Source organism: Massilia sp. Masssp93, assembly GCF_059491295.1.
In genome coordinates, this window is record NZ_CP168502.1 from 3,773,802 (window position 1) to 3,798,700 (window position 24,899).

Here is a 24,899-nt window from a genome sequence, read left to right on the forward strand (position 1 = left end):
CCGGTGATGCGTTAGTCGGCTAACAGAGCCATATCGCACCACCTCCTACCCTTGCGGCACGGATCTCATCCGTATGTACCCGGCGGTCTCGCAGGACGCGAGCCGTCGGGTCCTTGTTGGTTCGTGAGAAGGAGAACACATGAAATCGCTTATCCGCAGTACCCTGCTGGGCGCGCTGCTGGGCGCCGGCACGCTCGTGTCGGCCCAGGCCGGCACGCTGGCATACCAGGGCGTCGACTTCACGTCGTCCTGGTCCGGCAACGTGCTGACCCTGGCCATCGACGCGTCGAACCCGACCGGCAGCTGGGCCGACGCCACCACCCTTGGGGCGCTGCAGCTGAAGGACCTCGGCAACTTCGACAGCGTGGCGCTCACGTCGGCGCCGCAGGGCGCGACGCACTGGACGCTGTCGAGCAATGAATTGAACGCGAACGGCTGCACCGGCGGCAGCCACACCGGCACCGGGCTGTGCTTCTCGGGCGCGCACGTCGCGCTGACGGACGATATGGTGTTCCAGTTCACCTTTTCCGGCGGCAATCCCAACCCCATCGCGCCCCAGCTCAAAGTGAATATGTTCGGCGCGGACGGCGACCGCAAGGTCGGCAGCCTCATGGGCGCGCAGCTCCCGGTCGCGGCCGTGCCCGAGCCGCAGACCTATGCGATGCTGCTCGGCGGCCTCGGCCTGATGGGCTTGATGGCGCGGCGCCGCAAGCGCTGACGCGCGGCGCGCACGAACAAAAACGCCCTGCCGGCACTTGCCGACAGGGCGTTTCCATTCCACGCAGCCGCGCGGGCTTACTTCGCCAGCTCGACGGCAGGTTCCTCGCCGAACACCAGCTGGCCGCCGCGCACGCCGACCCGGATCGTATCCTTGGGCCCGAAACGGCCGGCCAGGATGTCCTTCGACAGCGGATTCTCGATCTGCTGCTGGATCGCACGCTTGAGCGGCCGGGCGCCGTACACCGGGTCGAAGCCCGCTTCCGCGATCTTCTGCAAGGCCTCCTCGCTGATGTCGAGCGACATCTCCATCTTCCCGAGGCGCTGCTCGAGGCCCTGCAGCTGGATCTTCGCGATCGCGCCGATGTTCTTTTCGTCGAGCGCATGGAACACGACGATCTCGTCGATGCGGTTGATGAACTCGGGGCGGAAGTGTCCGCGCACCTCGGCCATCACGGCCATCTTGACGACGGCCGGCTCGTCGCTGTCCATCGACTGGATCTTGTGCGAACCCAGGTTCGACGTCATCACGATCACGGTGTTCTTGAAGTCCACCGTGCGGCCCTGGCCATCCGTCATGCGGCCGTCGTCGAGCACCTGCAGCAGCACGTTGAACACGTCCGGATGCGCCTTCTCGATCTCGTCCAGCAGGATCACGCTGTACGGCTTGCGGCGCACGGCTTCCGTCAGGTAGCCGCCTTCCTCGTAGCCGACATAGCCCGGCGGCGCGCCGATCAGGCGGGCCACGGAATGTTTCTCCATGAACTCGCTCATGTCGATGCGGATCAGGGCGTCCTCGGTATCGAACAGGAAGTTCGCCAGCGCCTTGCACAGCTCGGTCTTGCCGACGCCCGTCGGGCCCAGGAACATGAACGAGCCGTACGGCCGGTTCGGGTCCGCGAGACCGGCGCGCGAACGGCGGATCGCATCGGACACGGCCTCGATCGCCTCGTCCTGGCCCACGACGCGCTCATGCAGCTTCTCCTCGATGTGCAGCAGCTTGTCGCGTTCGCCCTGCATCATGCGGGCGACGGGGATGCCGGTCGCGCGCGACACGACTTCCGCGATTTCCTCGGCCCCCACCTGCGTGCGCAGCAGGCGCGGCTTGCCGTTCGCGTCTTCCGGCTGCTCGCCGGCGGCCTCCGCGTCCTTCAGCTGCTTTTCCAGCTCGGGCAGGCGGCCATACTGCAGTTCCGACACCTTCTGCCAATTGCTCTGGCGCTTCGCTTCGTCCATCTGCAGGCGGATGCGCTCGATCTCTTCCTTGATGTGCGTCGTGCCCTGCACGGCCGCCTTCTCCGACTTGAGGATTTCCTCGTAGTCGGCGTACTCGCGCTCCAGGCGGGCGATCTCGTCGTTGATCAGTTCGAGACGGCGCTGCGAGGCCTCGTCCGTTTCCTTCTTGACGGCTTCGCGCTCGATCTTCAACTGGATCAGCCGGCGGTCGAGCTTGTCCATGACTTCCGGCTTGGAGTCGATCTCGATCTTGATCTTCGACGCGGCCTCGTCGATCAGGTCGATGGCCTTGTCCGGCAGGAAGCGATCCGTGATGTACCGGTGCGACAGTTCGGCCGCGGCGATGATCGCCGGGTCCGTGATCTCGACCTTGTGGTGCAGCTCGTACTTTTCCTGCAGGCCACGCAGGATGGCGATCGTCGCCTCCACGCTCGGCTCGTCGACCAGGATCTTCTGGAAGCGGCGCTCCAGCGCGGCATCCTTCTCGACGTATTTGCGGTACTCGTCCAGCGTGGTCGCGCCGATGCAGTGCAGCTCGCCGCGCGCCAGCGCCGGTTTCAGCATATTGCCCGCGTCCATCGCGCCTTCGGCCTTGCCGGCGCCGACCATCGTGTGGATCTCGTCGATGAAGACGATCGTCATGCCTTCGTCGTGCGACAGTTCCTTGAGCACGGCTTTCAGGCGTTCCTCGAACTCGCCGCGGAACTTGGCGCCGGCCAGCAGCGCGGCCATGTCGAGCGACAGCACGCGCTTGCCCTTGAGCGAATCCGGCACCTCGCCGTTGACGATGCGCTGCGCGAGGCCTTCCACGATCGCGGTCTTGCCGACGCCCGGCTCGCCGATCAGCACCGGATTGTTCTTGGTGCGGCGCTGCAAGACCTGGATGGCGCGGCGGATCTCGTCGTCGCGGCCGATCACCGGGTCGAGCTTGCCATTGCGGGCACGTTCGGTAAGGTCGAGCGTATATTTCTTCAGGGCCTCGCGTTGCCCTTCCGCATCCTGCGAATTCACGGATTCGCCGCCGCGCACGGCGGAAATCGCGGACTCCAGCGCCTTGCGGGCAAGACCGTTCTCACGCGCGAGGCGGCCGGCATCGGACTTGTCTTCCGTAAAGGCCAGCAAGACCATCTCGCTCGACAGGAACTGGTCGCCGCGCCGCTGCGATTCGCGATCGGCCAGGTTCAGCAGGGAGACGAGCTCGCGGCCGACCTGCACGTCGCCGCCCGTGCCGGACACTTTCGGCAGGCGGTCGAACGCCGAGCGCAGCGCCGTCTGCAGGCCGCCGACGTTGACGCCGGCCCGCTGCAGCAGCGAGCGCGCGCCGCCGTCGCTCTGGCTCAGCAGGGCGGACAGCAGGTGGACGGGTTCGATGTATTGGTTGTCGTTGCCGACCGCCAGGCTCTGCGCGTCGGAGAGCGCTTCCTGGAGCTTGGTCGTCAATTTATCTTGTCGCATATTCAGTACCCCTGTGTGTTCGGGTTGGATTTCGGATTGACACCCAGTTAGGGATGCCATAGCGACTTTTCAAGATGTGAACACGCGGCCACGGGTCGTTTAATGTTGCTGCGATAAAATGTTCGACATGCCCCCCTCCTTCTTATCCAGACATGTCGACGAACCGCTGCGCCTGCTGCCATACATGGCGAAGTGGCTGCTGCTCGCCCTTGCCGTCGGGCTGCTGTCCGGCTCCGCGTCCGCCTTCTTCCTGTTCGCGCTCGACTGGGCGACCGGCACGCGCATCGCCCACCGCTGGCTGATCGCCCTGCTGCCGCTGGCCGGGTTCGGCGTCGCCTGGCTGTACCTGCGCTTCGGCAGCGCCGTCGAGGCCGGCAACAACCTGCTGATCGACGAGATCCATGATCCGAAAAAAGTGATTCCGCTGCGCATGGCGCCGCTCGTACTGGGCGGCACCGTCGTCTCGCATCTGTTCGGCGCCTCCGTGGGGCGCGAGGGCACGGCCGTGCAGATGGGCGGCGCGCTGGCGGACCAGCTCACGCATGTGTTCAGGCTGAAACACGAGGACCGGCGCATCGTCCTGATGGCCGGCATCAGCGCCGGCTTCGCCTCCGTGTTCGGCACGCCGCTGGCGGGCGCCATCTTCGGCCTGGAAGTGCTGGCCATCGGACGGCTGCGCTACGACGCCCTGCTCGCCTGCCTCGTGGCCGCCGTCGCCGGCGACCAGGTCTGCCTGCTGTGGAGCCAGCCGCTGGGCATCCACCACACGCATTACGCGATTGCCACCGTGCCGGTGCTCGCGGCCTGGCCGCTGGCGGCCGTCGCCAGCGCGGGCGCCCTGTTCGGGCTTGCGGGCAAGCTGTTCGCGGATTGCACCCACGCATTGTCGGGCTGGATGAAGCGGCGCATATCGTATGGCCCGCTACGTGCGCTGCTGGGCGGCATCGTCGTCGCGGCCTGTGCGTTGACGCTGGGCGCGGACCGCTACATCGGCCTCGGCATCCCGACCATCCAGGCCGCGTTCACGCAACCGCTGGCCCCCTGGGATTTCGCGGGCAAGATGGTCTTCACGGTCGCGTCGCTGGGCAGCGGCTTCAAGGGCGGCGAAGTGACGCCGCTGTTCTACATCGGCGCCACGCTCGGCAATGCACTGGCGCCGCTGCTGCACCTGCCGATCGCGCTGCTGGCCGGCGTCGGCTTCGTGGCCGTGTTCGCCGGCGCGGCCAACACGCCGATCGCGTCGACCCTGATGGCGATCGAGCTGTTCGGCGCGGACGTGGGCGTGTATGCGGCCGTCGGGTGCGTGCTGGCCTATCTGTTTTCCGGCCACACGGGCATTTACCGGGCCCAGCGCATCGGCCAGGCAAAGCATCGGTGGCGGGCGGCGCCGCCGCCGGCGGACACGCGCCTCGCCGACCTGGCCGCGCACCGTCAGCCGCCGGGCACGTCCTGACCGCGCATCACGCTCGACCCGGTCAGGCCTGCTGCGCCAGCGGGGCCTCGCCCGCCGCGGCGAGATCGCGCACGTTCTTCTGCACGGCGACGATGGCGAACAGGGTCAGCACGAACGACATCGCATAAAACCCTTTCTCGCTCGGCATCAGCGTGGCATTCCACAGGCCGACCGTCAGCAACCCCACAGCCGCGATCAGCGAGACCCAGCACAGCCCGACGTACATACCCGTCACCGGCAGGCTCTCGGCGCGGTCGCGCAAGGTCTTTTGCAGCGACACGGCGGCAAAGCAGCCGTACAGCAGGATGGTCAGGTAATACCCTTTTTCGTTGAGCTGCATCTGTGCATTCCACAGACCGGCAAGATAAGCGAGGATGCCGACGATCATGGCGCACCAGGATGCGCCGACGAAGGCGGGGCTCGGACGTGCGGACGGATGCTGGTTCATGGCGTTCTCCTTTTAAATGAAAATAGGACTTTGCCAGATTGCAACGCCAGCACCTTGCGCGCAAGCCAACACGCACGAGGTATCAGGCGATGGCACGCCAGGTAGCATATCCCGCTATGCAGAACCCGATCGACCCCAGCAGGTGCAGTGCCGAATGCGTCAATGCCCAGCTGTAATGGCCCCGTTGCAGCAACACCATCGCTTCGCCGGAAAAGCTGGAAAACGTCGTCAGGCCGCCGAGGAAGCCCGTGATGACGAACAGGCGCCACGCCGGGGACAATGCGGGCAGCGTATCGAAGAACCCGAGCGCCAGCCCGATCAGGTAGCCGCCGACGAGGTTGGCGACGAGCGTCCCCAGCTGGATGTGGGCGTGCAGTTGCCCGAGCAGGATGGTGAGGCCCCAGCGCAGCCAGGCGCCGAGGGCCGCCCCGACGGCGACCGCGATCCAGCTCAGCGGCTGGCCCACTTGGCCCGGGCCGTATCGTCCGTCACGCGCGCATCGACCCAGCGCGCGCCGTTCGGCGTCTGCTCCTTCTTCCAGAACGGCGCGTCCGTCTTGAGGTAATCCATGATGAATTCGCAGGCCGCGAACGCTTCGCCACGGTGCGCGGCCGTGCAGGCGACGAGGACGATCTGGTCCAGCGGCCGCATCGGGCCGATGCGGTGGACGACGACGACGCCGTACAGCGGCCAGCGGCCGCGCGCCTGCTCGACGATGTCGTGCAGGGCCCGTTCCGTCATGCCGGGATAATGCTCCAGCTCGAGCTCGGCCACGCTGTCGCCGTCGTTCATGTCGCGCACCGTGCCGACGAAGCTGACGACGGCTCCCACGCGCGCGTCGCCGGCGCGCAGGCGCGCGAGCTCGGTACTCACGTCGAAGTCGGCGCTCTCGACGCGGATCTCGGTGGCGTCCCGCATTTGCCCGCTCATTTGCGCGTTCACTTGCCCTCCTTGGCCAGGCGCAGCGCCAGCTGCTCGATGCGCGACGCCGTGCGCGCGTCGACGAGGGCCGGCAGCGCGTACAGGTCGCGCAGGCGGGTCCCCGCGCCGCCCTGGGCGCCGCGGCCCGCGCCGTGTCCGGCCTTGAGCGAGGATTGCAGCACCTCGACCTGCAATTTCAGGCGCTCGCGCGCGAATTCCGGACCGCTGTCGATGCCGGCGCCGATCTCCAGGCGCAGCAGGTCATGCAACAGCGTGGCGCGGTTGTCTTCCAGCTCGCGCGCATAGGCGGCCTTTGCTTCCGGACTACCGAGCAGCGCGGCCAGGGCGGCGTCGAAACGGGTCCGGAGCACGCGTTCCATCTCGGCGTCGAGCGCCGGCAACGCGGTCCAGCGGGCCTCCCAGTCGGTGTCGAAGGCGGCGGCCGACGCGACGGCATTCTCGACCTCCTGCACGAGGCGCAGCTTGTCGCGCAACATTCCCGCCTGGGCGACGCCGGCGGCGCGGCGGGCCTGGTCGACATGCTGCTGAACGTGCGCCACGGCCGCGTGAAAGCGTTTTTCGACACGGGCCTCGTGGGCGCGCGGCACCGGGCCGATCGCCTGCCACTCCGCCTGCGCCTCGCGCAGCAGCTTCGCGGCCGCGGCCGGGGTGGTGTCGGCGGCGGCCGCTTCCAGCCGCGCGCTGATCGCTTCCTTGGCGGCCTCGTGGGCGCGGCGCTCGATGTCCGCTTCGTGCATCGTCTCCTTGCGGCGCTGGAACACGTCGTCGCACACGGCGCGGAAACGCTGCCACAGCGCCTGCTCGCTCTTGCGCTCGAGCGGCAGCGCGCGCGCATGCTCCTGCCAGCGCTGCTGCAGCGCGCGCATCGCGTCGATCGCATGGCGGTCGTGCGGATCGATGGCGGCCGCTTCCTCGATGATGGCTTCGCGCTCGGCCATTTCCGCCTTGCGCTGCTCTTCGAGCGGTCCCTGCAGCACGTTCAGCGCATCCGTGAACTGGGCATCCAGGCGTTTCTTTTCCTTGCGGTCGATGGCGCCCAGGTGGCTCCACGCGAGGCGCAGCCGCTGGACGGTGCCGGCCACGTGCTTCCATTCGGCGCTGCCGTCGCGCAGGCGCGCGATCTCGGCCTGCGCTTCGTCGACGAGCGCCTGGCCGCGCGCCGCGTTCGCATGACGCTCGTCGGCCAGGTGGCGGAAGTGGGCCGCGGCCGGCGCATAGGCGGCCGTGCAGGCGGCGTCGAAACGCTCCCACAAGCTCTTGGGCGCGGCGCCGGACAGGCTGTCGAGCGCCTTCCAGCGGTCGCGCATGCTGCCGACCTTCTTGGCCAGCTCGCTCATCGCCAGGTTTTGCGTGGACAGGGATTCGACCGTCTTGATGAGTTCTTCACGCGACACGTTGCCGCCCCAGCGCGCCCAGTCGGACAGGCGCTTGAGCTCGGCACGCAGATGGGTCAGGCGGTCGGACTGGGCCGGACTCAGGCGCATGCCCTTTTCGCGCGCGTCCTTCAACGTCTTGTCATGGTCGGCGGCGGCGCCCAGCGAACCCTGCTGCAAGGCCGCTTCCATCGCATCCATCGTATCGATGAAGTGCTGGTCGGCGCCGCGCGGCTTGTTGTCCTTGTTGTCCTTGTTGTCTTTATTGTCCTTGTTGCCTTCCTTGCCGATCGCCTTGCCGCCGGCGTGACCGCCTTCCGGCGCTGGCGCGCGCGCTTCCTTCGGCTTGCGCGGCTCGGGCTGCGGCAGCGTGGCCAGCAAGGCGTCGAAGCGACGCTGCAGCTCGGCGGCCTCGTCCACCTGGGGCGGCGGCGGGAGGGCCTTCCATTCGCGCCGCAACGCCTCCGCGTTCAGTTCGGCTACCGGCCTGGCCTGCTGGGCGTCGAGGAACGCGCCGCGTGCCGCCAGCGCGGCCTGCCCCGCTTCCTGCACCTGCAAGCCGGCCCGCAGCTTCTGCATCTCGGTCGTGACCTCGGCCACGAGGGTGCGCGGCAGCGACGGATGCTCGGGCGAGCGCATGGCGGCGTCCTGTTCCTGCGCCAGCGCGTCGAGGCGCCGGGCCAGTTCGGCCGCGGACAGTCCGGCCGCGCCCAGCTGGCGCAACGCGGCCACGCGGTCGATCATGGCGCGCTGCAGGGCCACCTGCGCTTCCAGGCGCCGGGCCAGCGCGGCGCGCGCGGCCTGGAAGGCGGCATCGAGCTCGGGCGCGGAAATCACGGACCATTTGCGGTCCAGGTCGGCCACGTGGTTCGGCGTCAGCAAGGTATCCTTGAGGAGCGACTCGGCGTGCTCGACGGCGCCCTGGGCGCGCCGGTGCTCGGCCTCGCGGTGACGGTGCGCATCGAGGCGCGACTGCATCAGCTTGGCGACGCGGCGATCGGTATTGCGCATCGCGGTATGGACACGCTCGAGCTGCGCCGGGCTATGGACGAACTCGGCGGCGGAAAGCCGCAGTTCGGAAAATTCGCATTGGAGGATGAATTCCACCGCGGCGGCTTCGTCATCGCCGAGGCGGCTCAGCTTTTCAGCCTGGGCCGTTCGTTGATGATTGGACGCCTGCGTGGAGGCGGATGCGGACGGTTCCGCTTGCGCCCCCGCTTGTGCTCCCTGCCCGGCCGGCTTGTCGCCGGGCTTGTCGCCCGGCCGCTTGAATAGGAACTCGAACATGATGAAATCGCACTTCCAAAATCGCCATCATAGCAAAGAACCCTGATGGCCCCGTAACGCCAGCCCTGGGCGTGCGAGCAACATGTTCGCCATCGCCTCTCGATCTCAGTGAGCGGCGGTCAGTATCTCGTGCCGGCGGCCGAATTCGGGCTGCAGCGGATCGCGCCCGTGGGCCGCCTGGCCGGCATGCCCGACCAGCTCGCGGCGCGGGCGGCGCGGGTCGCCGCGGTGTTCCTGCGCATACGCATCGTGGGCCAGCATCTGGTTGGCGACCGCAAACCAGGCGTCGCCGCCGACCGCCGCCCGCGCCAGCGGGAACAGCTCGTGTTCCTCGCGCTCCAGCCGGCTGCGCAGCGCCGCGACGCAGCACTCGACGGCGTCGCAGAACACGTCGCGCGGCACCGGATGGTCAGCCGCGCCGACACAGGCTTCGGCCGCGCCCATCGCGGCGGCCGCCTGGCCGCTGAGCCGTTCGAGCTCCGCCAGCAAGCCGTCGGCTGCCGCCGTGCTGCGGCGCAGGGCCGGCACGAGGAATTTGTCGAGCTTGCGCCAATGACAGTTGTCATAGGCCTGGCGCAGGGTGGCGCACAGCTGCGCCGCCCGGCCGGCGGCCAGCGTGCTGAAGTCACCCGGCAGCGCGCTCAGTTCGTCGAGCAGCGACTGCAGGGCCGCGCGCACGGTCGTCTGTTCGACGGACAGGGCGACGAGGGTATAAGTCGATGTCAGCATTCGGTCTCCACCTTTTTCTCACGAGTGAGTTCCGCCCCATCAAAAACCGTCCGTCCGCCTGGCAAGCGCGGCGCGATGCAGAGTCCGTGGGAGCGTTGTTGACAGGCCTGTGGTGCTCTTGGGCATCGGCGTGCCCTATCGTTGTCATCGGCCTGAAGGAAGGTCTAGTGTAAGGAGGCCGGACGGGCACCTGTTTGATCTATGACAAATGGAGCTCTGCCCATTTTGCATGCCGACAGCGCCGCTAGGCTGCGGCCAGCGGGGCCGCGAGCGTCGGGTCCAGCGCGGCGGCCAGCGGCGCGGCAACCTCGGCCGGTTCCGCCTGCGTGAGCACGACCTGCGGGCAGCCATGCCAGCGCGCGCACCGGCCCAACGCGGCGGCCAGGTCGCGCACGAAGCGCTCGCTGACGCGCACGCCGGGCTCCAGCACGAGCGATTTCAGCTCGAACACGCCGGCCTTGCGATGCGCCTTGGCGTCGACGCGGCCGACGAGCGCCCCGCGCCGCAGCAGCGGCAACGTGAAATAGCCGTAGCGCCGCTTTGCGGCCGGCGTATAGCACTCCAGCCGGTAGTCGAAGCCGAACAGGTCGAGCGCCCGGCGGCGGTCCCAGACGATGGGATCGAACGGCGACAAGACGCTGGTGAGCGTCGCCTGCACGGCGCCGTGCGCCGCCTGTTCGAGCAATCCGGCGTGGTCCGGGTGGACGTACACGGGCTCCTTCCACCCCTCGACGCGGGCGCGCAGCAGCAGGCCTTCGTCGGCCAGCGCCTGCGGATCGAGGTGCGGCGGCTTCGTCCGGTGGTAGTCCGGGATCCAGGCCGCCTTCGCGACGCCCAGGGCGCGCACGGCCCGCAGCACGAACTCGCGCCGCGTCGCCTCGACCGGCGGCATGCGGGCATCAATCCACCCCGGCAGCACGCGCTCGGCCAGGTCGTACACGCGATGAAACTGCTGGCGGCGGGCGATCATCAGCCGGCCCGTCGTGAACAGGACTTCCAGCGCGCGCTTTTCCGGCTTCCATTCCCACCAGCCGCCGGCCTTGCCGTCGGTGCGCTCGAAGTCGGCCGAGCGCGCCGGACCGCTCGCGCGGATGTGGGCCAGCACGCGCTCGACCTCGTCCCGGTGCGACGCCAGCCACGTCCCCGCGTACTTCCACCCGAGCGAGCCGGGATCGACCATCCGGTGCCGGTACAGGCCATAATCCTCGATCGGAATGAAGCACGCCTCGTGCGCCCAGTACTCGAACAGCCGGCCCTCGGCCAGCAACTGGTCGAGCCAGTAGGGATCGTAGTCGCCCAGGCGGCTCCACAGCACCAGATAGGGACTGCGCGCGACGACGCTGATGGTGTCGATCTGCAACACGCCCATGCGCCGGATCGCGGCCAGCACGTCGTCCTTCGTGGCACGGGCGCGCTTCGCCTGCAACATGCCCTGGGCCGCCAGGTGCAGGGATCGGGCGACAGCGGGAGTCAAAATTGGTTCGCTCATCCGCACATTCTAGTGACATCCCATCAACATTTGTACGGGTCGCCGAGAAAAAGTACTGGTTTTTTTTACAGTATCCCGCCGTCTGCGCTATAGTTGGCGCCCTGGCTCAACCCTGTTGCGGATTTCCTAACGATCATGCGGCTGCTGCACACATCAGACTGGCACCTCGGCCAGACCCTGCACAATTTCGACCGGACCTACGAGCACCAGTGCTTCCTCGACTGGCTGCTCGACACGATCGTCGCCGAGGAAGCGGACGTCCTCCTGATCGCCGGCGACGTGTTCGACAACGCGAACCCGTCCGCCGCGTCGCAGCGCCAGCTGTACCGCTTCCTGCAGCAGGCGCGGGCGCGCTCGCCCCGGCTGGACATCGTCGTCATCGCCGGCAACCACGATTCGCCGGGCCGGCTTGAAGCGCCCGGGCCGCTGCTGGAAGCGCACGGTACGCGCGTCGTCGGCCACGTCACGCGCGACGCCGAAGGCAGCATCGACCTCGAACGTTTCATCGTGCCGCTGACCGGCGCGGACGGCCAGGTGCGGGCCTGGTGCGTGGCGATCCCGTTTCTGCGTCCCGGCGACGTGCCCCGCGTCGCTGCGCCGGCAACGGACGACGCGTTCGACGCCTACCTGGCCGGCATCCGGCTGCTCTACCAGCAGGCCTGCGAACTGGCGCGCGCGCGCGCCGGCGAGGGGCAGGCGATCCTGGCGATGGGCCATTGCCACATGGTCGGCGGCGACGCGTCGCCCGACTCCGAGCGGCGCATCGTCATCGGCGGCACCGAGGCCCTGCCCGCATCCATGTTCGGCCCGGACATCGCCTACGCGGCGCTGGGCCACCTGCACCTGGCCCAGCGCGTCGGACAGCAGGATCACCTGCGCTATTGCGGCAGTCCGCTCCCCCTGTCGTTCGCCGAAGTCGGCTACAAGCACCAGGTGCTGCGCATCGACCTCGACGGCACGCGCGCCGCCGCCATCGCGCCCCTGCACGTGCCGCGCGCCGTCGAGCTGCTGCGCGTGCCGGCCAGCCCGGCGCCCGTCAAGCAGGCGATCGCGGAACTGGTCGCCCTCGACCTGCCGGACCTGCCGCGCGAGGCCTGGCCATATCTGGAAGTGCGCGTGCTGCTCGACGCGCCCGAGCCGGGCCTGCGTGCCCAGGTCGAGGCCGCGCTGGAAGGCAAGCCGGTGCGCCTGGCGAAGATCGAACCGACGCGCCGCGTCGCGACGACGGCCGGCGTGGAGCCGGCACTGAGCCTGGACCAGCTCGCGCAGCTGCAGCCGGACGATATCTTCCGCCGCCTGTGGCAGCAGCGCTTCGGCGACGATGCCCCGGACGATCAGTTGGCCGCGTTCACCGAGCTGCTGCTGCCGGCGGACGGCACCGCCAGGAACCGGGAGGCAGCATGAAGATCCTGCGCATCGGCGGCAAGAACCTGGCCTCGCTGGCGGGCGAGTTCGAGGTGGACTTCGAGAGCGAACCGCTGGCGACCGCCGGCCTGTTCGCCATCAGCGGCCCGACCGGCGCCGGCAAGAGCACCCTGCTGGACGCCTTGTGCCTGGCCCTGTACGACGCGACCCCGCGCCTCATCAAGGGGCCGCGCGTGGGCAATTACCTGCCCGACGTCGGCGACGAAACGCTGTCCGTGGCCGACCGCCGCACCCTGATGCGGCGCGGCACGGCGGACGCCTTCGCCGAGGTCGATTTCGTCGGCAACGACGAGCAGCGCTACCGCGCGCGCTGGAGCGTGCGGCGCTCGCGCAACCGCGCCGCCGGCGCCCTGCAGCCGTCCACGATGAGCCTGCAGCAACTGCCCGGCCTGCAGCCGCTGGGCGGCACCAAGACCGAGGTGCTGGCCGAGGTCGAGCGCCGCATCGGCCTGTCGTTCGAACAGTTCACCCGCTCCGTGCTGCTGGCGCAGAACGAGTTTTCCGCGTTCCTGCGCACCGACGACAACGAACGCGGCGAACTGCTCGAGACGCTGACGGGCAGCGCCGTCTACAGCGACATCTCGCGCCGCGCCTACGAGCGCTGGCGGCTGGAGCAGGAAGCCATGCGCCGCCTCACCGCGCGCCTGCAGGACCATGCACCGCTGAGCCCGGACGCACGGGCCGAACTCGACGCCGGGCACGCCGCCGCGCAAGCCACGCTGGCGGCTGCCGAAACGCGCCGGGCCGGTCTCGAGCGGCAACTGCGCTGGCACCAGGAGCTGGACCGCCTGCGTACTGCCGAAGCCCAGGCGGACGGCGCGCTCGCGCACGCCCGCGCCGCGGTCGATGCGGCCTCCGAGCGCCGGCGCCGCCTGGCCACGCTGGACGCCGTGCAGCCGGCGCGCGCCCTCGTGGCCGACCTGAACCGCCTCGCCGGCGAACAGCGCCAGGTGCAGGCGCAACTGGCCGCCAGCGAACACGACCTGGCACGCGCCCTCGACGCCCAGCAGCAGGCCGCGCGCGGCCTGATGGACGCGGAGCGCAAGCTGGAAGCGGCCGAGGATGCGCAGCGCGCCGCCGCCCCGCAACTGGACCGCGCGAAAGCCCTCGACGCCACGCTGGACACGCTGGCGCCGGCCCACGCCAAGGCCCGCGCGGCGCTGGACGGCATGCGCACGGAATCGACCCGGGCCCAGGCCGCCCTGCAGGCCAAGGCGGCCGAACTGGAGGCAAGCCGGCGCGCCCTGCACGACACGGGCGCCTGGCTCGCCGCGCACGGCAGTCGCGCGTCGCAGGCCACGCAATGGACGCGCTGGGACCAGCGCCTGGCCCAGGCCGAGCAGGCCGCGCGCCAGGACGGCGCCAGCGCCCGGGCACTGGATGACGCCAGGGCCGGCGCCGAGCAGGCCGCGGCCATGGCCCAGCGCACCGCGCACGCACTGGCCGCGTCGATAGAACTGCTCAACGTGCGCGAGGCCGCGCGCCGCCATGCGACCGAGGCCCTGGACGGCATCGACGCCGACGCCCTGCGCGCGGAACGCCGCACGCTCGACAAGCGGCGCGAACACCTCGCTTCGCTCGACCACACGTGGCAGGCGCTGCGTACCAACCGCGGCCGCCTGGCCGACCTCGATGCGCAGGCGGCCCAGGCCTCGCAGGCGCGTACGGGCGCGCACGAGGGCCTCGACGCGGCACGCGGCGCCGGCATCGCGCTGGACGCGGCCGTGGCCCAGGCCGAACGCATGCTCAAGGCGGCCCAGCTGGCCTGCGCCGACGGCGTCGAAAAACTCCGCGCCACGCTCGTGGACGGCGACGCCTGTCCCGTGTGCGGTGGCACCGAACATCCTTACCGCCACCAGGACGACCGGCTGCACGCCGTCCTCGACAACCTGTCCGCCGAGCTGGCCGGGCGCCGCGCCGAGCAGCGCGCCAACGTCGACCGGCAGGCCGGCCAGCGCGCGGCGTTCGACGCAGCCGGCGAACGGCTGGCGACGCTGGCGCGCGAGCGCGACGGGCTGTGCGCCGCGCTCGCCCAGCTGGATGCCGAATGGGCCGACAATCCGCTCGCGGCCGAAGCCCCGGACGACGACGGCCTCGACGCCCGCGGGCGCTGGCTGGCGGCCAAACTGGCCGCGCTGCGCACGTCCTACGAAAGCCTGGAAACGCGCGACGCCGACCTGCGCCGCGCCGTGCTGACGCGCGATGCCGCGCAGCAGGCCTGGGACCATGCCAACCGTGAACACGCGCGCCTGCTCGACGCGGCCCAGACGGCCCAGGGCACGCTGGCCCGGCTGGATGCCGAGATCGGGGCGCTGGCCGCGCGGCGCGAAGCTGCCGCCGCCGCGCTGGCCGAGCTGCTGGCCGAACTCGATCCGGTCCTGGCCGAGGCTTGCGGCGACGGCTGGCAAGACCATTGGCAGCGCGATCCGGCCGGCTGGCGCGAGGCCCGCGCCCAGGAAGCCCGCGAGTGGAACGACCAGGCCGCGCGCCAGGCCCGGCTGCAGGGCGCCATCGGCACCCTCGAGGCCGAACACGCGGCGCTGGCAACGCGCGTGCAGCACGCCGCCGAACGCCTCGCGGAAGCGGACGGCGAATTCGCCCGCCTTGACGCGGAACTGGCCGCGCGCCGCACGGAGCGCGGAGAACTGTTCGAAGGCCGTGCCGCGCGCGACGTCGAACAGTTGCACGCCGCCGCGGTGAGCGCCGCGCGCAACGCATTGAACGCATGCCAGGCGGCGAGCCTGCAGGCGGCCCAGGCGGAAGCGCGGGTGCGCGCGGCGCAAACCCAGGCCGCCGCGCGCATCACCGACCTGCAAGGCGAACTGGCCGATGCCGGCGAGCGCCTGGCGCTGTGGATCCAGGAATTCGACGGCAGCGATCCGGCGCTGGAGAGCGTATCCAACGAACAGCAACTGGCCGCCCTGCTCCAGGTCGGCGCCGGCTGGATTGCCCAGGAGCGCGCCGTCCTGCAGGAACTGGACACGGCCGTGCGCCAGGCGACGGCCGTGCTGGCCGAACGCCGCACACAGCGCGAGCAGCACGAGAGCCTGCGCGAGGTGGTGGCGCCGGCGGATGCGGATGCGAACGCGGATACGAACACCGATATGCACGCGGCCAATGCAGAACCAGACGCGGGGGGAGATCACGACGCGTCCGCGCCGGCGCAGGCGCTCGGGCAGACGCTCAGGGAGGCGCCGCCACACGACGTCGACACGGTCGCGGCCGCGCTGCGCCGTGCCCAGGCCGAACGCGACGCGGCGCACGAGTCGGCCGCCGGCCTGTCCATGCGCATCCGCGAGGACGAGCAGCGGCGCGAACGGGCACGCTCGATGATGGCCGAGATCGAACGCCAGCGAGCCGTCGAAGACCGGTGGGCGAAGCTGGCGGAGCTGATCGGCTCGGCCGACGGCAGGAAATTCCGCAACTACGCCCAGCAATTCACGCTCGACGTACTGCTCGGCTATGCCAACACCCACCTCGCGCAACTGGCGCGGCGCTACCGGCTGGAGCGCGTCGTCAACATGGCCGGTCCGTCGCTCGCGCTGATGGTGCGCGACCAGGACATGGGCGGCGAAGTGCGCTCCGTGAATTCGCTGTCGGGCGGCGAATCGTTCCTCGTCTCGCTGGCGCTCGCGCTGGGCCTGGCGTCGCTGTCGTCGAATCGCGTGAAGGTGGAGTCCCTGTTCATCGACGAGGGGTTCGGCAGCCTGGACAGCGACACGCTGGGCGTGGCGATGGATGCGCTGGACGCGCTGCAATCGCTGGGCCGCAAGGTCGGCGTGATCTCGCACGTGCAGGAAATGACGGAGCGGATCGCCACCAAGGTACTCGTGCGCCCGGCGGGTGGCGGCAGCAGCGCCGTGACGGTGCAATGCTAAAATGCGCGCCTTCCATTGACCCGTTGTTCTTACTCATCATGTCCAAACCCGCCCGCTTCCTGACCTTCAAGTGCGCCAAATGCGCCAAGCCGGTCAAGCTCACCCTGCAGAAAGTGTCCGCCTGCTCGCACATCCAGCCCTACCAGGGCATTTGCGAATGCGGCGAGATCAAGCGCCACGCGACCGGCAACCCCGATGCGGTGAAATCCTTCGTCGAGTCGAACGAACTCCACTGGCATCACCACCACTGATCGGAACGGCGATGACGACTCACGACGGCGCGGCGCGCATCCACTGGATCGAACACGGCGAGGAACGCTCGGCGCACTGGCGCTCGGAAAGCGGCTGGCCGGCGCCCCGCAAGGTCGTGCTCGCCGACGACACGATGAATGCCGACACGGCCTGGCGTCTCGCGCTGGACGGCACCGCGCTGCTGTGGCGCGGCGACTTCCAGAACGCGCGCCAGTTGCTGCAGGCGCTCGTGCGCCGCGTCGACCACAAAGGCCCGCGGGCCCGGCGCGCCAAGCCCGGCAAGGCCGCCACGTCGCTCACCGAACAATTCCACCGCCACCGCCTCGCGCAACTGCAGCGCGCACGCACGCTGGCGATGCTCCTGATCCCGTTCGATGCCGGCCACGCGATTCCGCTGCGCCGGGCGCCCGACGTGCACGAGGCGTGCACGGAAGCGTATGGGCCGGCGGCCGAGCCGTACGTGGCGTCGCTGCGCGAACTGCTGGGCGTGATCGGCGCGCACGAATGGCGCCGCAAGGGCGTGCTCATCCCGGCCCTCGACGAGCGTATCCACCCCTGGTACGGCGTGTTCTCGCCCGTGCGCGGCGAATACGTCGAGCTCGTCGCGCAGGCGCCGCTGCCGGCGGACGCCAAGCTCGCGTTCGACATCGGCGCCGGCACCGGCGTGCTGTCGGCCGTGCTGGCGCACCGCGGCCTGCAAGGCGTGCTCGCCACCGACATGGACGAGCGCGCACTCGGCTGCGCCCGCGCCAACGTCGAGCGCCTCGGCCTCGCCGGGCAGGTGGAAGTCGTGCGGGCCGACCTGTATCCGGAGGGCAGCGCCGACCTCGTCGTCTGCAATCCGCCCTGGCTGCCGGGCAAGCCGAGTTCCGCCATCGAATACGCCGTCTACGATCCGGACAGCCGCATGCTCAGGGGCTTCCTTGCCGGACTGAAGGCGCATCTGCGCGCCAATGGCGAAGGCTGGCTCATCCTGTCCGACCTGGCCGAGCACCTGGGCCTGCGTTCGCGCGATCAATTGCTCGGGTGGATAAGCGATGCGGGCCTGGACGTCACCGGCCGCCACGACATCCGTCCCACGCATGCCAAGGCCAGCGATCCCGACGATCCCCTGGCGGCGGCGCGCATGGCCGAGGTGACGTCGCTGTGGCGCCTGCGCGCGGCATGAATGCAGTAGGGGCGTGGCCGGAGCGCCGCGTGCACAGGTGCCGGATGACGGGCGTGGCCGAAGCGCCATGCGCAAACGCAGGATGACGCGCGCGGCCGAACGCCGTGCACGCACGCGCCGAATGGGCAACTGTGCAACCCGATTTGCGCTTCGGCGCCGAACCGGTTAGAATAGCGTTCTCAGACGCGGGGTGGAGCAGTCTGGCAGCTCGTCGGGCTCATAACCCGAAGGTCACAGGTTCAAATCCTGTCCCCGCAACCAAATACCGTAACAACAAGCCCGACTCTTGCAGCCGGGCTTTTGTTTTCTGGGCCAGTGCAGCGCATGAGAGACAAGAAAGACAACGCGACCTTCGACCTGCCCGGCTTCGAGCCGGCGCCGCACGACGATACCGCCGCTGTCTCTGCCGCTGCGCCGTTCGATCCTTCCGCCGACCCTGCGCCGGCACCCAAACGCACCCGCGCGCGGCGCACGTTGCCGAAGCAGGAACAACTGATGCTGGTCGACCTGGCGCACACGGATGCGACCGGTCTGCCGGTCTGGAAACACGATCCCGATCTCGACCTGACCGGCTTGCCTGTCTGGAAGCCGGCGGCCTGAGCGGCAACCAAACGCCGCCCGACGCGGCAAACCAACCGCCGCGCTCGGGCGCGGCCGACGACATGTCCGACACCGCCTTTTCCTCGCTGCTGCTGGCAGCCCCCTTCCTGGCCAACCTGGACCAGCTCGGCTATAAACAGATGACGCCCGTGCAGGCGGCCACGCTCCCGCTGGCCCTCGAAGGCCGCGACCTGATCGCGCAGGCAAAGACGGGCAGCGGCAAGACGGCCGCGTTCGGCATCGGCATGCTGCTGAAACTGAATCCGACCCTGTTCGCAGTGCAGGGCCTCGTCATGTGCCCGACGCGCGAGCTGGCCGACCAGGTCGCGAACGAGCTGCGCCGGCTGGCGCGCGGCATCGGCAACGTCAAGGTCGTCGTGCTGACGGGCGGCATCCCGATGCGTCCGCAGATCGCCAGCCTGGAATTCGGCGCGCACATCGTCGTCGGCACGCCAGGGCGCATCCGCGATCACCTGCAGCGCGGCACGCTCGACCTCGCGCGCCTGCGCACCCTCGTGCTGGACGAAGCCGACCGGATGACCGACATGGGGTTCTACGACGAGATCGCCGCGATCGTGCACGCCTGCCCCGCGCATCGCCAGACCTTGCTGTTCTCCGCGACCTATCCCGACGACATCCGCGTCGCCACCGCACGCTTCCTGCGCGATCCGCTCGACGTGGCGGTCGACATCGCGCACGCGCCGGCCCGCATCGAGCAACGCTTCTACGAGATCGGCTTCGACGGGCGCGTGGATGCCGTGGCGCAGCTGCTGCGGCATCACCGGCCCGAGTCCGCGATCGCGTTCTGCAACACGAAGGCGCGCTGCCGCGAGGTGGCCGACGCGCTGCGCGAGCGCGGCTTTTCCGCGCTCGCCCTGTACGGCGAAATGGAACAGCGCGAGCGCGACGAGACGCTCGTGCGCTTCGCCAACCGCAGTTGCGCGGTGCTCGTCGCCACCGACGTCGCGGCGCGCGGCATCGATATCGCCGGGCTGGCGGCGGTCATCAACGTGGACGTCTCCAAGGACCCGGAAGTGCACGTGCACCGTGTCGGCAGGACGGGACGCGCGGGCGCGGCCGGCCTGGCGCTGTCGCTGTGCGCGCCGAACGAAAAGCGCTGGGTCCGGCTGATCGAGGACGCGCAGGGCTTCACGGCCGAGTGGCACGCCCTCGCCGAGCTCGGCGACGATGCCGACGCTGTGGTCGATCCGGCGCCGATGGTGACGCTGTGCGTGTCGGGCGGCAAGAAGGACAAGCTGCGGCCCGGCGACCTGCTGGGCGCGCTGACCGGCGATGCGGGCTTGCTGAAGGAACAGGTCGGCAAGATCAATATCTTCGAATTCGTCAGCTACGTCGCGCTCGACCGCCGCATCGCGCACCAGGCATTCGACCGGCTGAACGACGGCAATCCGCTGGGCCCGGATTTCGGCGTCATCAAGGGCCGCAACTTCAAGATGCGCTTCATCGAAGACTGAGCCGGGGCCGCCTGCGCGGCCGGCCACTTTGTAACATTTGTAACAGGCGCGCACGGTTGAGCAGAGCGCGGGGCATGGGACCTCCAAATCTGGCATGATTTTGCCAAGCCCATGCCTTAGCAAAATGACCAGCCTAACTACCATCGGACCGGAGCAGCATCACCTCGAAGGCCGCACCGTCAGGGACATCGTCGAATACAGTCCCGAGCAGGTCAACGAGGTCTGGTGCCGCAAGATCTTCCGCCAGATCCTGCAGTCGCTCGAATTGCAGTACGCGATGCACATGCCGCATCGCGCCATCACGCCCGACACGATCGTGTTCCACGAAAATGGCGAGCCCCTGCTCATCCCCACCGACGTCGGCCCGCCGGACGCGCAGGAGAGCGACGACCTGAACGCGCTGGCGCGCATCGTCCATTACGCGATCACGCACGAGCTCGCGCCCGCCGGACCGCTGGCAGGCCGGGCGGAGGGCTATAGCGACTCCCTCGTCACGGCCGTGGACCGCTGCATGGATCCCGACCCGGCGCGCCGTCCGCGCAGCATCGGCGAATTGCGCGACCTGCTCGGCATCGTCCCGCTCGGGCCGGCCGTGGGCGCCGCGGCGGTACCGCACATGCACGCGGCACCGGACGCCGTCGCGCCGCAGCCGGGCCCCGCAGATCCACATGCCGTCGCGCCTGACGCCGGCACCCTGCGTGCGGCGGCGTCCGGCGGCGCCGGCCTGCCCGCCTTCATGCAGGGCGCCGAACGGCCGCGCCGGGCATTCAGCCTGAGCCGCTGGCAACGCTGGGCCGTGGCGGCGGGCGGCGGCGCGGTCCTCGTCGCGCTCGTCGTCACCATGTTCGCCGAAATGCGCGACACGGGCTCCTTCGACCACATCGTGCTGACCCTGCCGCAGCAAGGCGACGGGACACGCGCCGCAGACAATGGTCCCAATCCGGCACGCAACGCGACGGAAAGCAGCGCGGACTATCCCGCGCCGGCGCCCCAGGCATCGGTGGCGCCCGACGCGAACGCGGCCGGCCCCACCGCCGACGGCGCCGCCGCGGCGCCGGCAGCCGCCCTGGCAGCTGCCGGCGCGCCAGACCACCCGCTGCCTGCGAGCCGCCTGCCGGGTGTCGTCGTGACGCCGAACGGCAATCTGTACAGGCTGCAAATCCAGCCTTGGGGCATCGTCTACGTGGATGGCGTCGACCGCGGCGTCAGCCCGCCCGTCAAACGCCTCGTGCTGACGCCCGGCCGCCACGCGATCCGCGTCACGAACCCGAATTTCCACGACCGCGTGCTCGAGGTCGACACGGCGAGCGGCGATGGCCTGATCGGCGTCGACTTCAACGACGAGTCCCGATGACCGCCCGGAGACCCATGACTATCCAGCGCCCCGCCCGTCCCCTCGTCCACGCCGTGCTGCTGGCCGTCACGGCCGCCCTGCTCGGCGGGTGCGCCGACTTTCCCGGCTTCGACAGGAAACCGGCGCGCACGCCCAGCCATCCGAAGGCGGTCGCGCCGGTGGAACGGGAGGCGCCGCCGCCGCGCGAACCGCCGTCGCGTCCCAGGGAAAGGCCGCGCGACCGCGACCGCGACGAGACGCCGGCCCCAAGCGCCGGCTTGCAGGAAGGCATCCGCCTGTACAACGACGGCGATTACAACGGCGCGATCCGGCGCCTGTCCGCGCGCGACGTCAACAACGGCCCGCTCGCCACGCGCCTCACGGCCCTGAAATACATGGCCTTCAGCTATTGCGTGACGTCGCGGCCGGGCCCGTGCCGGCAGGCGTTCGACCGCGCGTTGCGGCTCGATCCGTCGTTCGACCTGGCGCCGGGCGAGCACGGCCATCCGCTGTGGGGGCCCGTGTTCACCAAGGCCAAACAGGCGGCCACGCCGCGCTGACCGCGCCCGGCCCCGGACCGCGCGCCACATGAGCACCGTGCCCGCCCACTGCGACCGCCCGCTGGCCGACAGCACCCCGGCCAGCGGCCATGCCGCGCATCCGAACCTCGTGCTGGCCACGTCGATCCTGGCCAGCAGCCTCGCGTTCATCGACGGCTCGGTCGTCAACGTGGGCCTGTCCGCCATCGGCCACGACCTGGGCGGTGCGGGCGCGAACCTGTCGTGGGTGGTCAGCGGCTATCTCTTGCCGCTGAGTTCCCTGTTACTGCTGGGCGGCGCCGCCGGCGACCGCTACGGCCGGCGCCGCATCCTGCTTGCCGGCATCGCGGCGTTCGCGCTCGCCTCGCTGCTGTGCGCGTGGGCGCCACGCCTGTGGCTGCTCGTCGGCGGGCGCGTGCTGCAGGGCGTCGGCGCCGCCCTGCTGCTGCCGAACAGCCTCGCCATCCTCGGCGCCACATTCGAAGGCAAGGCGCGCGGCCGCGCGATCGGGATCTGGGCCGCGGCCGGCGCCGCCGCGGGCGCCATCGGGCCGCTGCTCGGCGGCTGGCTGATCGACACGGTCGGCTGGCGCGCCGTCTTTTACATCAACCTGCCCATCGCGGCGCTGGCGATGCTGCTCGGCTGGCGCTACGTGCGCGTGCCGCGCGGCGACAAGCCGGTCGCGCTCGATCCGGCCGGCGCCCTGCTGGCCAGCGCCGGCCTCGGCTGCCTGACGTGGGGACTGGCCGCCGCCTCGGCCGACAAGGGCGTGACGACGACGTCCAGCCTGGCGGTGGCGGCCGGCGTCGTCGTCCTGCTCGCGTTCCTGTGGGTCGAGCGGCGCGCCGGCGACAAGGCCATGCTGCCGCTGAAACTGTTCGGGTCGCACGGTTTCTCCGGCCTGAACCTGATGACGTTCCTGCTGTACGGCGCGCTGGGCGCGCTGATGCTGCTCGTGCCCTATGTGCTGATCCAGGCCCTGCACTACACGGCCAAGCAGGCGGGCGCGGCGCTGCTGCCGTTCCCGATCGTCCTGGCGATCGGCTCGCCGCTGATGGGCCGCGTGGCCGGCAGCCACGGGTCGCGCCTGCCGCTGTCGATCGGCGCGCTGCTCGTCGCCGGCGGATTCCTGCTGGGCACGCGCATCGGTCCCGGCCATTATGCGGCGACCGTACTGCCCGCGATCCTCGTCATCGCCGTCGGCATGGCGTGCGTGGCGGCGCCGCTGACGACGGCCGTGCTGTCGTCCGTCGACGGCAGCCACACGGGCATCGCGTCCGGTTTCAACAGCGCCGTCGCGCGCGGCGGCGGGCTCATCGCGACGGCGCTGCTGGGCGTCGTGCTGACGGCGCAGGGCCGCGCGCTGCTGGCGCCGTTCCACGCGGCGATGGTCGTGTGCGCGGCCAGCGCGCTGGCCTCGTCCGTCTGCGCCTTCCTCTGGGTCAGGAGCGACGGCGTCAAGCCTTCACATTGACCGAGGCGGGAAACGTGGGCGGACGGCGGCGCCGGCTGGCCTGCTCGTAGGCATAGGCCATCGCGATCAAGGCCGCCTCGCTCCAGGCGCCGCCGACGAACGACAAGCCGACGGGCAGGCCGTGCACCTGGCCGGCCGGCACCGTCACGTGCGGATAGCCGGCCACGGCCGCGGGCGACGAAAAGCCGGGGCCGTCGTGGTCGCCGTTGATGTAGTCGGTGAGCCAGGCCGTGCCGCCGGTCGGCGCGACGAACGCATCCAGCTTTTCCTCGCGCAGGATCCGGTCGATGCCCTCGGCACGGCTGTAGCGGCGGTTGTTGGCGAGGGCGTCGCGGTAGGCCCTGGCGTCGAGGCCCGGCCTGGCCTGGGCGGCGATCAAGTGTTCCTGGCCGAAGTGGCGCAATTCCTGCGCGGCGTGCCGGTCATTGAAGGCGATCAGGTCGGTCATCGTCCTGATCGGCGCATGCGCCGCGTAGCGCGCCAGGTACGCCTCCAGGTCGGGCCGGAATTCGGACAGCAGCACTTCCAGTTCGGTGTCGCCGTACTTGTCGGCGTTCGGCAGTTGCACGTCGACGAGCGTCGCGCCCTGGCCCTGCAGGACGGCCAGCTCGGCGGTAATGACGGCATCGACCGCCGGATGGTTCCCGAAGAAATTACGCGCCACGCCCAGGCGCTTGCCCTGCAGACCGTCCGTACGCAGGGCCGCGGCATAATCGCCCGGCTTGTCCTCGCCTGTCTGCGTCGCAGCATCGTCCGGATCGGCGCCGGCGATGGCGGCGAGCAGCAGCGCGGCGTCGGCGACGGTGCGCGTCATCGGGCCGGCCGTGTCCTGGGAATGGGCGATGGGAATGATGCCGCTGCGGCTGACGAGTCCCAGCGTGGGCTTGATGCCGACGATGCCGCAGATCGACGCCGGCGACACGATCGAGCCGTCCGTCTCGGTGCCGATCGCGAGCGTCGCGAGCCCGGCCGCCATCGCGGCGCCGGCGCCCGAACTGGAACCACTCGTGTTGCGGTCCAGTGCATACGGATTGCGCGTCTGGCCGCCGCGTCCGCTCCAGCCGCTGACGGAATGCGTCGACCGCATGTTCGCCCATTCGGACAGATTGGTCTTGCCGAGGATGACGGCGCCGGCCGCGCGCAGGCGTGCCGCGACGAACGCGTCGCGCGTGGCGCGCACGCCGTCCAGCGCGAGCGAGCCGGCGCTCGTGCTCATCCTGTCGCCCGTCGCGATATTGTCCTTGAGCAGGACGGGGATGCCGTGCAACGGCCCACGCACCTTGCCCGCGCGGCGCTCGCCGTCGAGGTCGGCGGCGATGTTCAGGGCGTCGGGATTCAGTTCGATGATGGCGTTGAGGCGCGGCCCCGCCTTGTCGAGGGCGGCGATGCGTGCCAGGTAGCGCTGCACGAGCGTCTTCGACGTCAGCTTGCCCCGTTCCATCAACGCCTGCTGCGCGCGCACGTCGGCGTCGAGCACGGCGTCGAGGGCCTTGCCCCCGGCCGCGGTCGGCATGCCGGCCGCGGCGCCGGCCGCCAGTCCCAGTCGAACGAAATCCCTGCGATCCATGTGACCTCCCCCGAGAATGCCCCAGCATAACAGCCGAGCCGGACGCACGGACGAAAAAA

The 24,899-nt window shown here is 70.0% G+C and carries 19 protein-coding genes and 1 tRNA gene; 12 read left to right on the forward strand and 8 right to left on the reverse strand.

From position 1 onward, the window contains the following. Nucleotides 1–139 precede the first annotated feature (139 nt). Nucleotides 140–718, forward strand: a complete 579-nt coding sequence (locus tag ACEN9Q_RS15215; protein ID WP_495625168.1) for an FxDxF family PEP-CTERM protein — start codon at nucleotides 140–142, stop codon at nucleotides 716–718. A 77-nt stretch (nucleotides 719–795) separates the two neighbouring features. On the opposite strand, the gene clpB is transcribed toward ACEN9Q_RS15215, so the two are convergent. Then, entirely contained in the window at nucleotides 796–3,408 is a 2,613-nt protein-coding gene (clpB, locus tag ACEN9Q_RS15220; protein WP_056436166.1) for an ATP-dependent chaperone ClpB, read from the reverse strand. 127 nt (nucleotides 3,409–3,535) lie between these two features. Between clpB and ACEN9Q_RS15225 the strand changes: the two genes are divergently transcribed. Next, complete coding sequence (locus tag ACEN9Q_RS15225; protein ID WP_495625169.1) at nucleotides 3,536–4,861, forward strand: voltage-gated chloride channel family protein; 1,326 nt, start codon at nucleotides 3,536–3,538, stop codon at nucleotides 4,859–4,861. Between the two features lie 22 nt (nucleotides 4,862–4,883). Here ACEN9Q_RS15225 and yiaA read toward each other — a convergent pair whose 3' ends face one another. From yiaA to ACEN9Q_RS15255, 6 genes are all read right to left on the reverse strand, one after another. Then, nucleotides 4,884–5,309: an inner membrane protein YiaA gene (yiaA, locus tag ACEN9Q_RS15230; RefSeq protein ID WP_056436168.1), complete on the reverse strand. Its 426-nt coding sequence runs from the start codon at nucleotides 5,307–5,309 to the stop codon at nucleotides 4,884–4,886. 82 nt (nucleotides 5,310–5,391) lie between these two features. Next, nucleotides 5,392–5,775: a fluoride efflux transporter CrcB gene (gene crcB / locus ACEN9Q_RS15235; RefSeq protein WP_229412571.1), complete on the reverse strand. Its 384-nt coding sequence runs from the start codon at nucleotides 5,773–5,775 to the stop codon at nucleotides 5,392–5,394. Further along, complete coding sequence (gene moaE / locus ACEN9Q_RS15240) at nucleotides 5,760–6,227, reverse strand: molybdopterin synthase catalytic subunit MoaE (RefSeq protein WP_495625170.1); 468 nt, start codon at nucleotides 6,225–6,227, stop codon at nucleotides 5,760–5,762. Before moaE ends, crcB begins: the two co-directional genes overlap by 16 nt. Nucleotides 6,228–6,247: 20 nt before the next feature. Then, nucleotides 6,248–8,911, reverse strand: a complete 2,664-nt coding sequence (locus ACEN9Q_RS15245) for a DUF349 domain-containing protein (RefSeq protein WP_495625171.1) — start codon at nucleotides 8,909–8,911, stop codon at nucleotides 6,248–6,250. A gap of 105 nt (nucleotides 8,912–9,016) precedes the next feature. Next, the gene (locus ACEN9Q_RS15250; protein ID WP_495625172.1) at nucleotides 9,017–9,640 is read right to left on the reverse strand and encodes a hemerythrin domain-containing protein; all 624 of its coding nucleotides are present in this window, start codon (nucleotides 9,638–9,640) and stop codon (nucleotides 9,017–9,019) included. Nucleotides 9,641–9,884: 244 nt separating this feature from the next. Next, nucleotides 9,885–11,129 (reverse strand): winged helix-turn-helix domain-containing protein, encoded by a 1,245-nt coding sequence (locus ACEN9Q_RS15255; protein WP_495625173.1) that lies wholly within the window; start codon nucleotides 11,127–11,129, stop codon nucleotides 9,885–9,887. Between the two features lie 135 nt (nucleotides 11,130–11,264). Between ACEN9Q_RS15255 and ACEN9Q_RS15260 the strand changes: the two genes are divergently transcribed. The 10 genes from ACEN9Q_RS15260 to ACEN9Q_RS15305 all read left to right on the forward strand — a co-directional run bounded on the left by ACEN9Q_RS15260 (nucleotide 11,265) and on the right by ACEN9Q_RS15305 (nucleotide 23,273). After that, nucleotides 11,265–12,533: an exonuclease SbcCD subunit D C-terminal domain-containing protein gene (locus ACEN9Q_RS15260; protein WP_495625174.1), complete on the forward strand. Its 1,269-nt coding sequence runs from the start codon at nucleotides 11,265–11,267 to the stop codon at nucleotides 12,531–12,533. After that, a complete protein-coding gene (locus ACEN9Q_RS15265; RefSeq protein WP_495625175.1) occupies nucleotides 12,530–16,432 on the forward strand; it encodes an AAA family ATPase in 3,903 nt (1,300 codons plus the stop codon). The genes ACEN9Q_RS15260 and ACEN9Q_RS15265 overlap by 4 nt, the downstream gene beginning before the upstream one ends. 38 nt (nucleotides 16,433–16,470) lie before the next feature. After that, nucleotides 16,471–16,683, forward strand: coding sequence for a hypothetical protein (locus ACEN9Q_RS15270; protein ID WP_495625176.1), 213 nt, complete (start codon nucleotides 16,471–16,473; stop codon nucleotides 16,681–16,683). 11 nt (nucleotides 16,684–16,694) lie between these two features. Beyond that, on the forward strand, nucleotides 16,695–17,852 hold the full coding sequence (locus ACEN9Q_RS15275; protein ID WP_495625177.1) for a methyltransferase: 1,158 nt from the start codon (nucleotides 16,695–16,697) through the stop codon (nucleotides 17,850–17,852). Nucleotides 17,853–18,036: 184 nt separating this feature from the next. Then, nucleotides 18,037–18,113, forward strand: a tRNA-Met gene (locus ACEN9Q_RS15280). A 63-nt stretch (nucleotides 18,114–18,176) separates the two neighbouring features. After that, nucleotides 18,177–18,452 (forward strand): hypothetical protein, encoded by a 276-nt coding sequence (locus ACEN9Q_RS15285; RefSeq protein WP_056436190.1) that lies wholly within the window; start codon nucleotides 18,177–18,179, stop codon nucleotides 18,450–18,452. 62 nt (nucleotides 18,453–18,514) lie between these two features. Further along, nucleotides 18,515–19,927, forward strand: a complete 1,413-nt coding sequence (gene dbpA, locus ACEN9Q_RS15290) for an ATP-dependent RNA helicase DbpA (RefSeq protein ID WP_495625178.1) — start codon at nucleotides 18,515–18,517, stop codon at nucleotides 19,925–19,927. A 124-nt stretch (nucleotides 19,928–20,051) separates the two neighbouring features. Continuing rightward, the gene (locus ACEN9Q_RS15295; protein WP_495625179.1) at nucleotides 20,052–21,281 is read left to right on the forward strand and encodes a serine/threonine-protein kinase; all 1,230 of its coding nucleotides are present in this window, start codon (nucleotides 20,052–20,054) and stop codon (nucleotides 21,279–21,281) included. A gap of 14 nt (nucleotides 21,282–21,295) precedes the next feature. Further along, entirely contained in the window at nucleotides 21,296–21,820 is a 525-nt protein-coding gene (locus tag ACEN9Q_RS15300; RefSeq protein WP_056436199.1) for a TssQ family T6SS-associated lipoprotein, read from the forward strand. A gap of 28 nt (nucleotides 21,821–21,848) precedes the next feature. Next, a complete protein-coding gene (locus ACEN9Q_RS15305) occupies nucleotides 21,849–23,273 on the forward strand; it encodes an MFS transporter (protein ID WP_495625180.1) in 1,425 nt (474 codons plus the stop codon). Here ACEN9Q_RS15305 and ACEN9Q_RS15310 read toward each other — a convergent pair. Then, entirely contained in the window at nucleotides 23,257–24,840 is a 1,584-nt protein-coding gene (locus tag ACEN9Q_RS15310) for an amidase (RefSeq protein ID WP_495625181.1), read from the reverse strand. The two genes, ACEN9Q_RS15305 and ACEN9Q_RS15310, sit on opposite strands and share 17 nt — an antisense overlap. Between the last annotated feature and the right edge of the window lie 59 nt (nucleotides 24,841–24,899).

Coding starts and splice junctions, on each gene's coding strand:
- ACEN9Q_RS15250 (WP_495625172.1), bottom strand. CDS start 9,640: ATGCTGACATCGACTTATACCCTCGTCGCCCTGTCCGTCGAACAGACG.
- ACEN9Q_RS15300 (WP_056436199.1), top strand. CDS start 21,296: ATGACTATCCAGCGCCCCGCCCGTCCCCTCGTCCACGCCGTGCTGCTG.
- ACEN9Q_RS15285 (WP_056436190.1), top strand. CDS start 18,177: ATGAGAGACAAGAAAGACAACGCGACCTTCGACCTGCCCGGCTTCGAG.
- ACEN9Q_RS15275 (WP_495625177.1), top strand. CDS start 16,695: ATGACGACTCACGACGGCGCGGCGCGCATCCACTGGATCGAACACGGC.
- moaE (WP_495625170.1), bottom strand. CDS start 6,227: ATGCGGGACGCCACCGAGATCCGCGTCGAGAGCGCCGACTTCGACGTG.
- ACEN9Q_RS15270 (WP_495625176.1), top strand. CDS start 16,471: ATGTCCAAACCCGCCCGCTTCCTGACCTTCAAGTGCGCCAAATGCGCC.
- ACEN9Q_RS15215 (WP_495625168.1), top strand. CDS start 140: ATGAAATCGCTTATCCGCAGTACCCTGCTGGGCGCGCTGCTGGGCGCC.
- clpB (WP_056436166.1), bottom strand. CDS start 3,408: ATGCGACAAGATAAATTGACGACCAAGCTCCAGGAAGCGCTCTCCGAC.
- ACEN9Q_RS15295 (WP_495625179.1), top strand. CDS start 20,052: ATGACCAGCCTAACTACCATCGGACCGGAGCAGCATCACCTCGAAGGC.
- dbpA (WP_495625178.1), top strand. CDS start 18,515: ATGTCCGACACCGCCTTTTCCTCGCTGCTGCTGGCAGCCCCCTTCCTG.
- ACEN9Q_RS15255 (WP_495625173.1), bottom strand. CDS start 11,129: ATGAGCGAACCAATTTTGACTCCCGCTGTCGCCCGATCCCTGCACCTG.
- ACEN9Q_RS15305 (WP_495625180.1), top strand. CDS start 21,849: ATGAGCACCGTGCCCGCCCACTGCGACCGCCCGCTGGCCGACAGCACC.
- yiaA (WP_056436168.1), bottom strand. CDS start 5,309: ATGAACCAGCATCCGTCCGCACGTCCGAGCCCCGCCTTCGTCGGCGCA.
- ACEN9Q_RS15225 (WP_495625169.1), top strand. CDS start 3,536: ATGCCCCCCTCCTTCTTATCCAGACATGTCGACGAACCGCTGCGCCTG.
- ACEN9Q_RS15265 (WP_495625175.1), top strand. CDS start 12,530: ATGAAGATCCTGCGCATCGGCGGCAAGAACCTGGCCTCGCTGGCGGGC.
- ACEN9Q_RS15310 (WP_495625181.1), bottom strand. CDS start 24,840: ATGGATCGCAGGGATTTCGTTCGACTGGGACTGGCGGCCGGCGCCGCG.
- ACEN9Q_RS15260 (WP_495625174.1), top strand. CDS start 11,265: ATGCGGCTGCTGCACACATCAGACTGGCACCTCGGCCAGACCCTGCAC.
- ACEN9Q_RS15245 (WP_495625171.1), bottom strand. CDS start 8,911: ATGTTCGAGTTCCTATTCAAGCGGCCGGGCGACAAGCCCGGCGACAAG.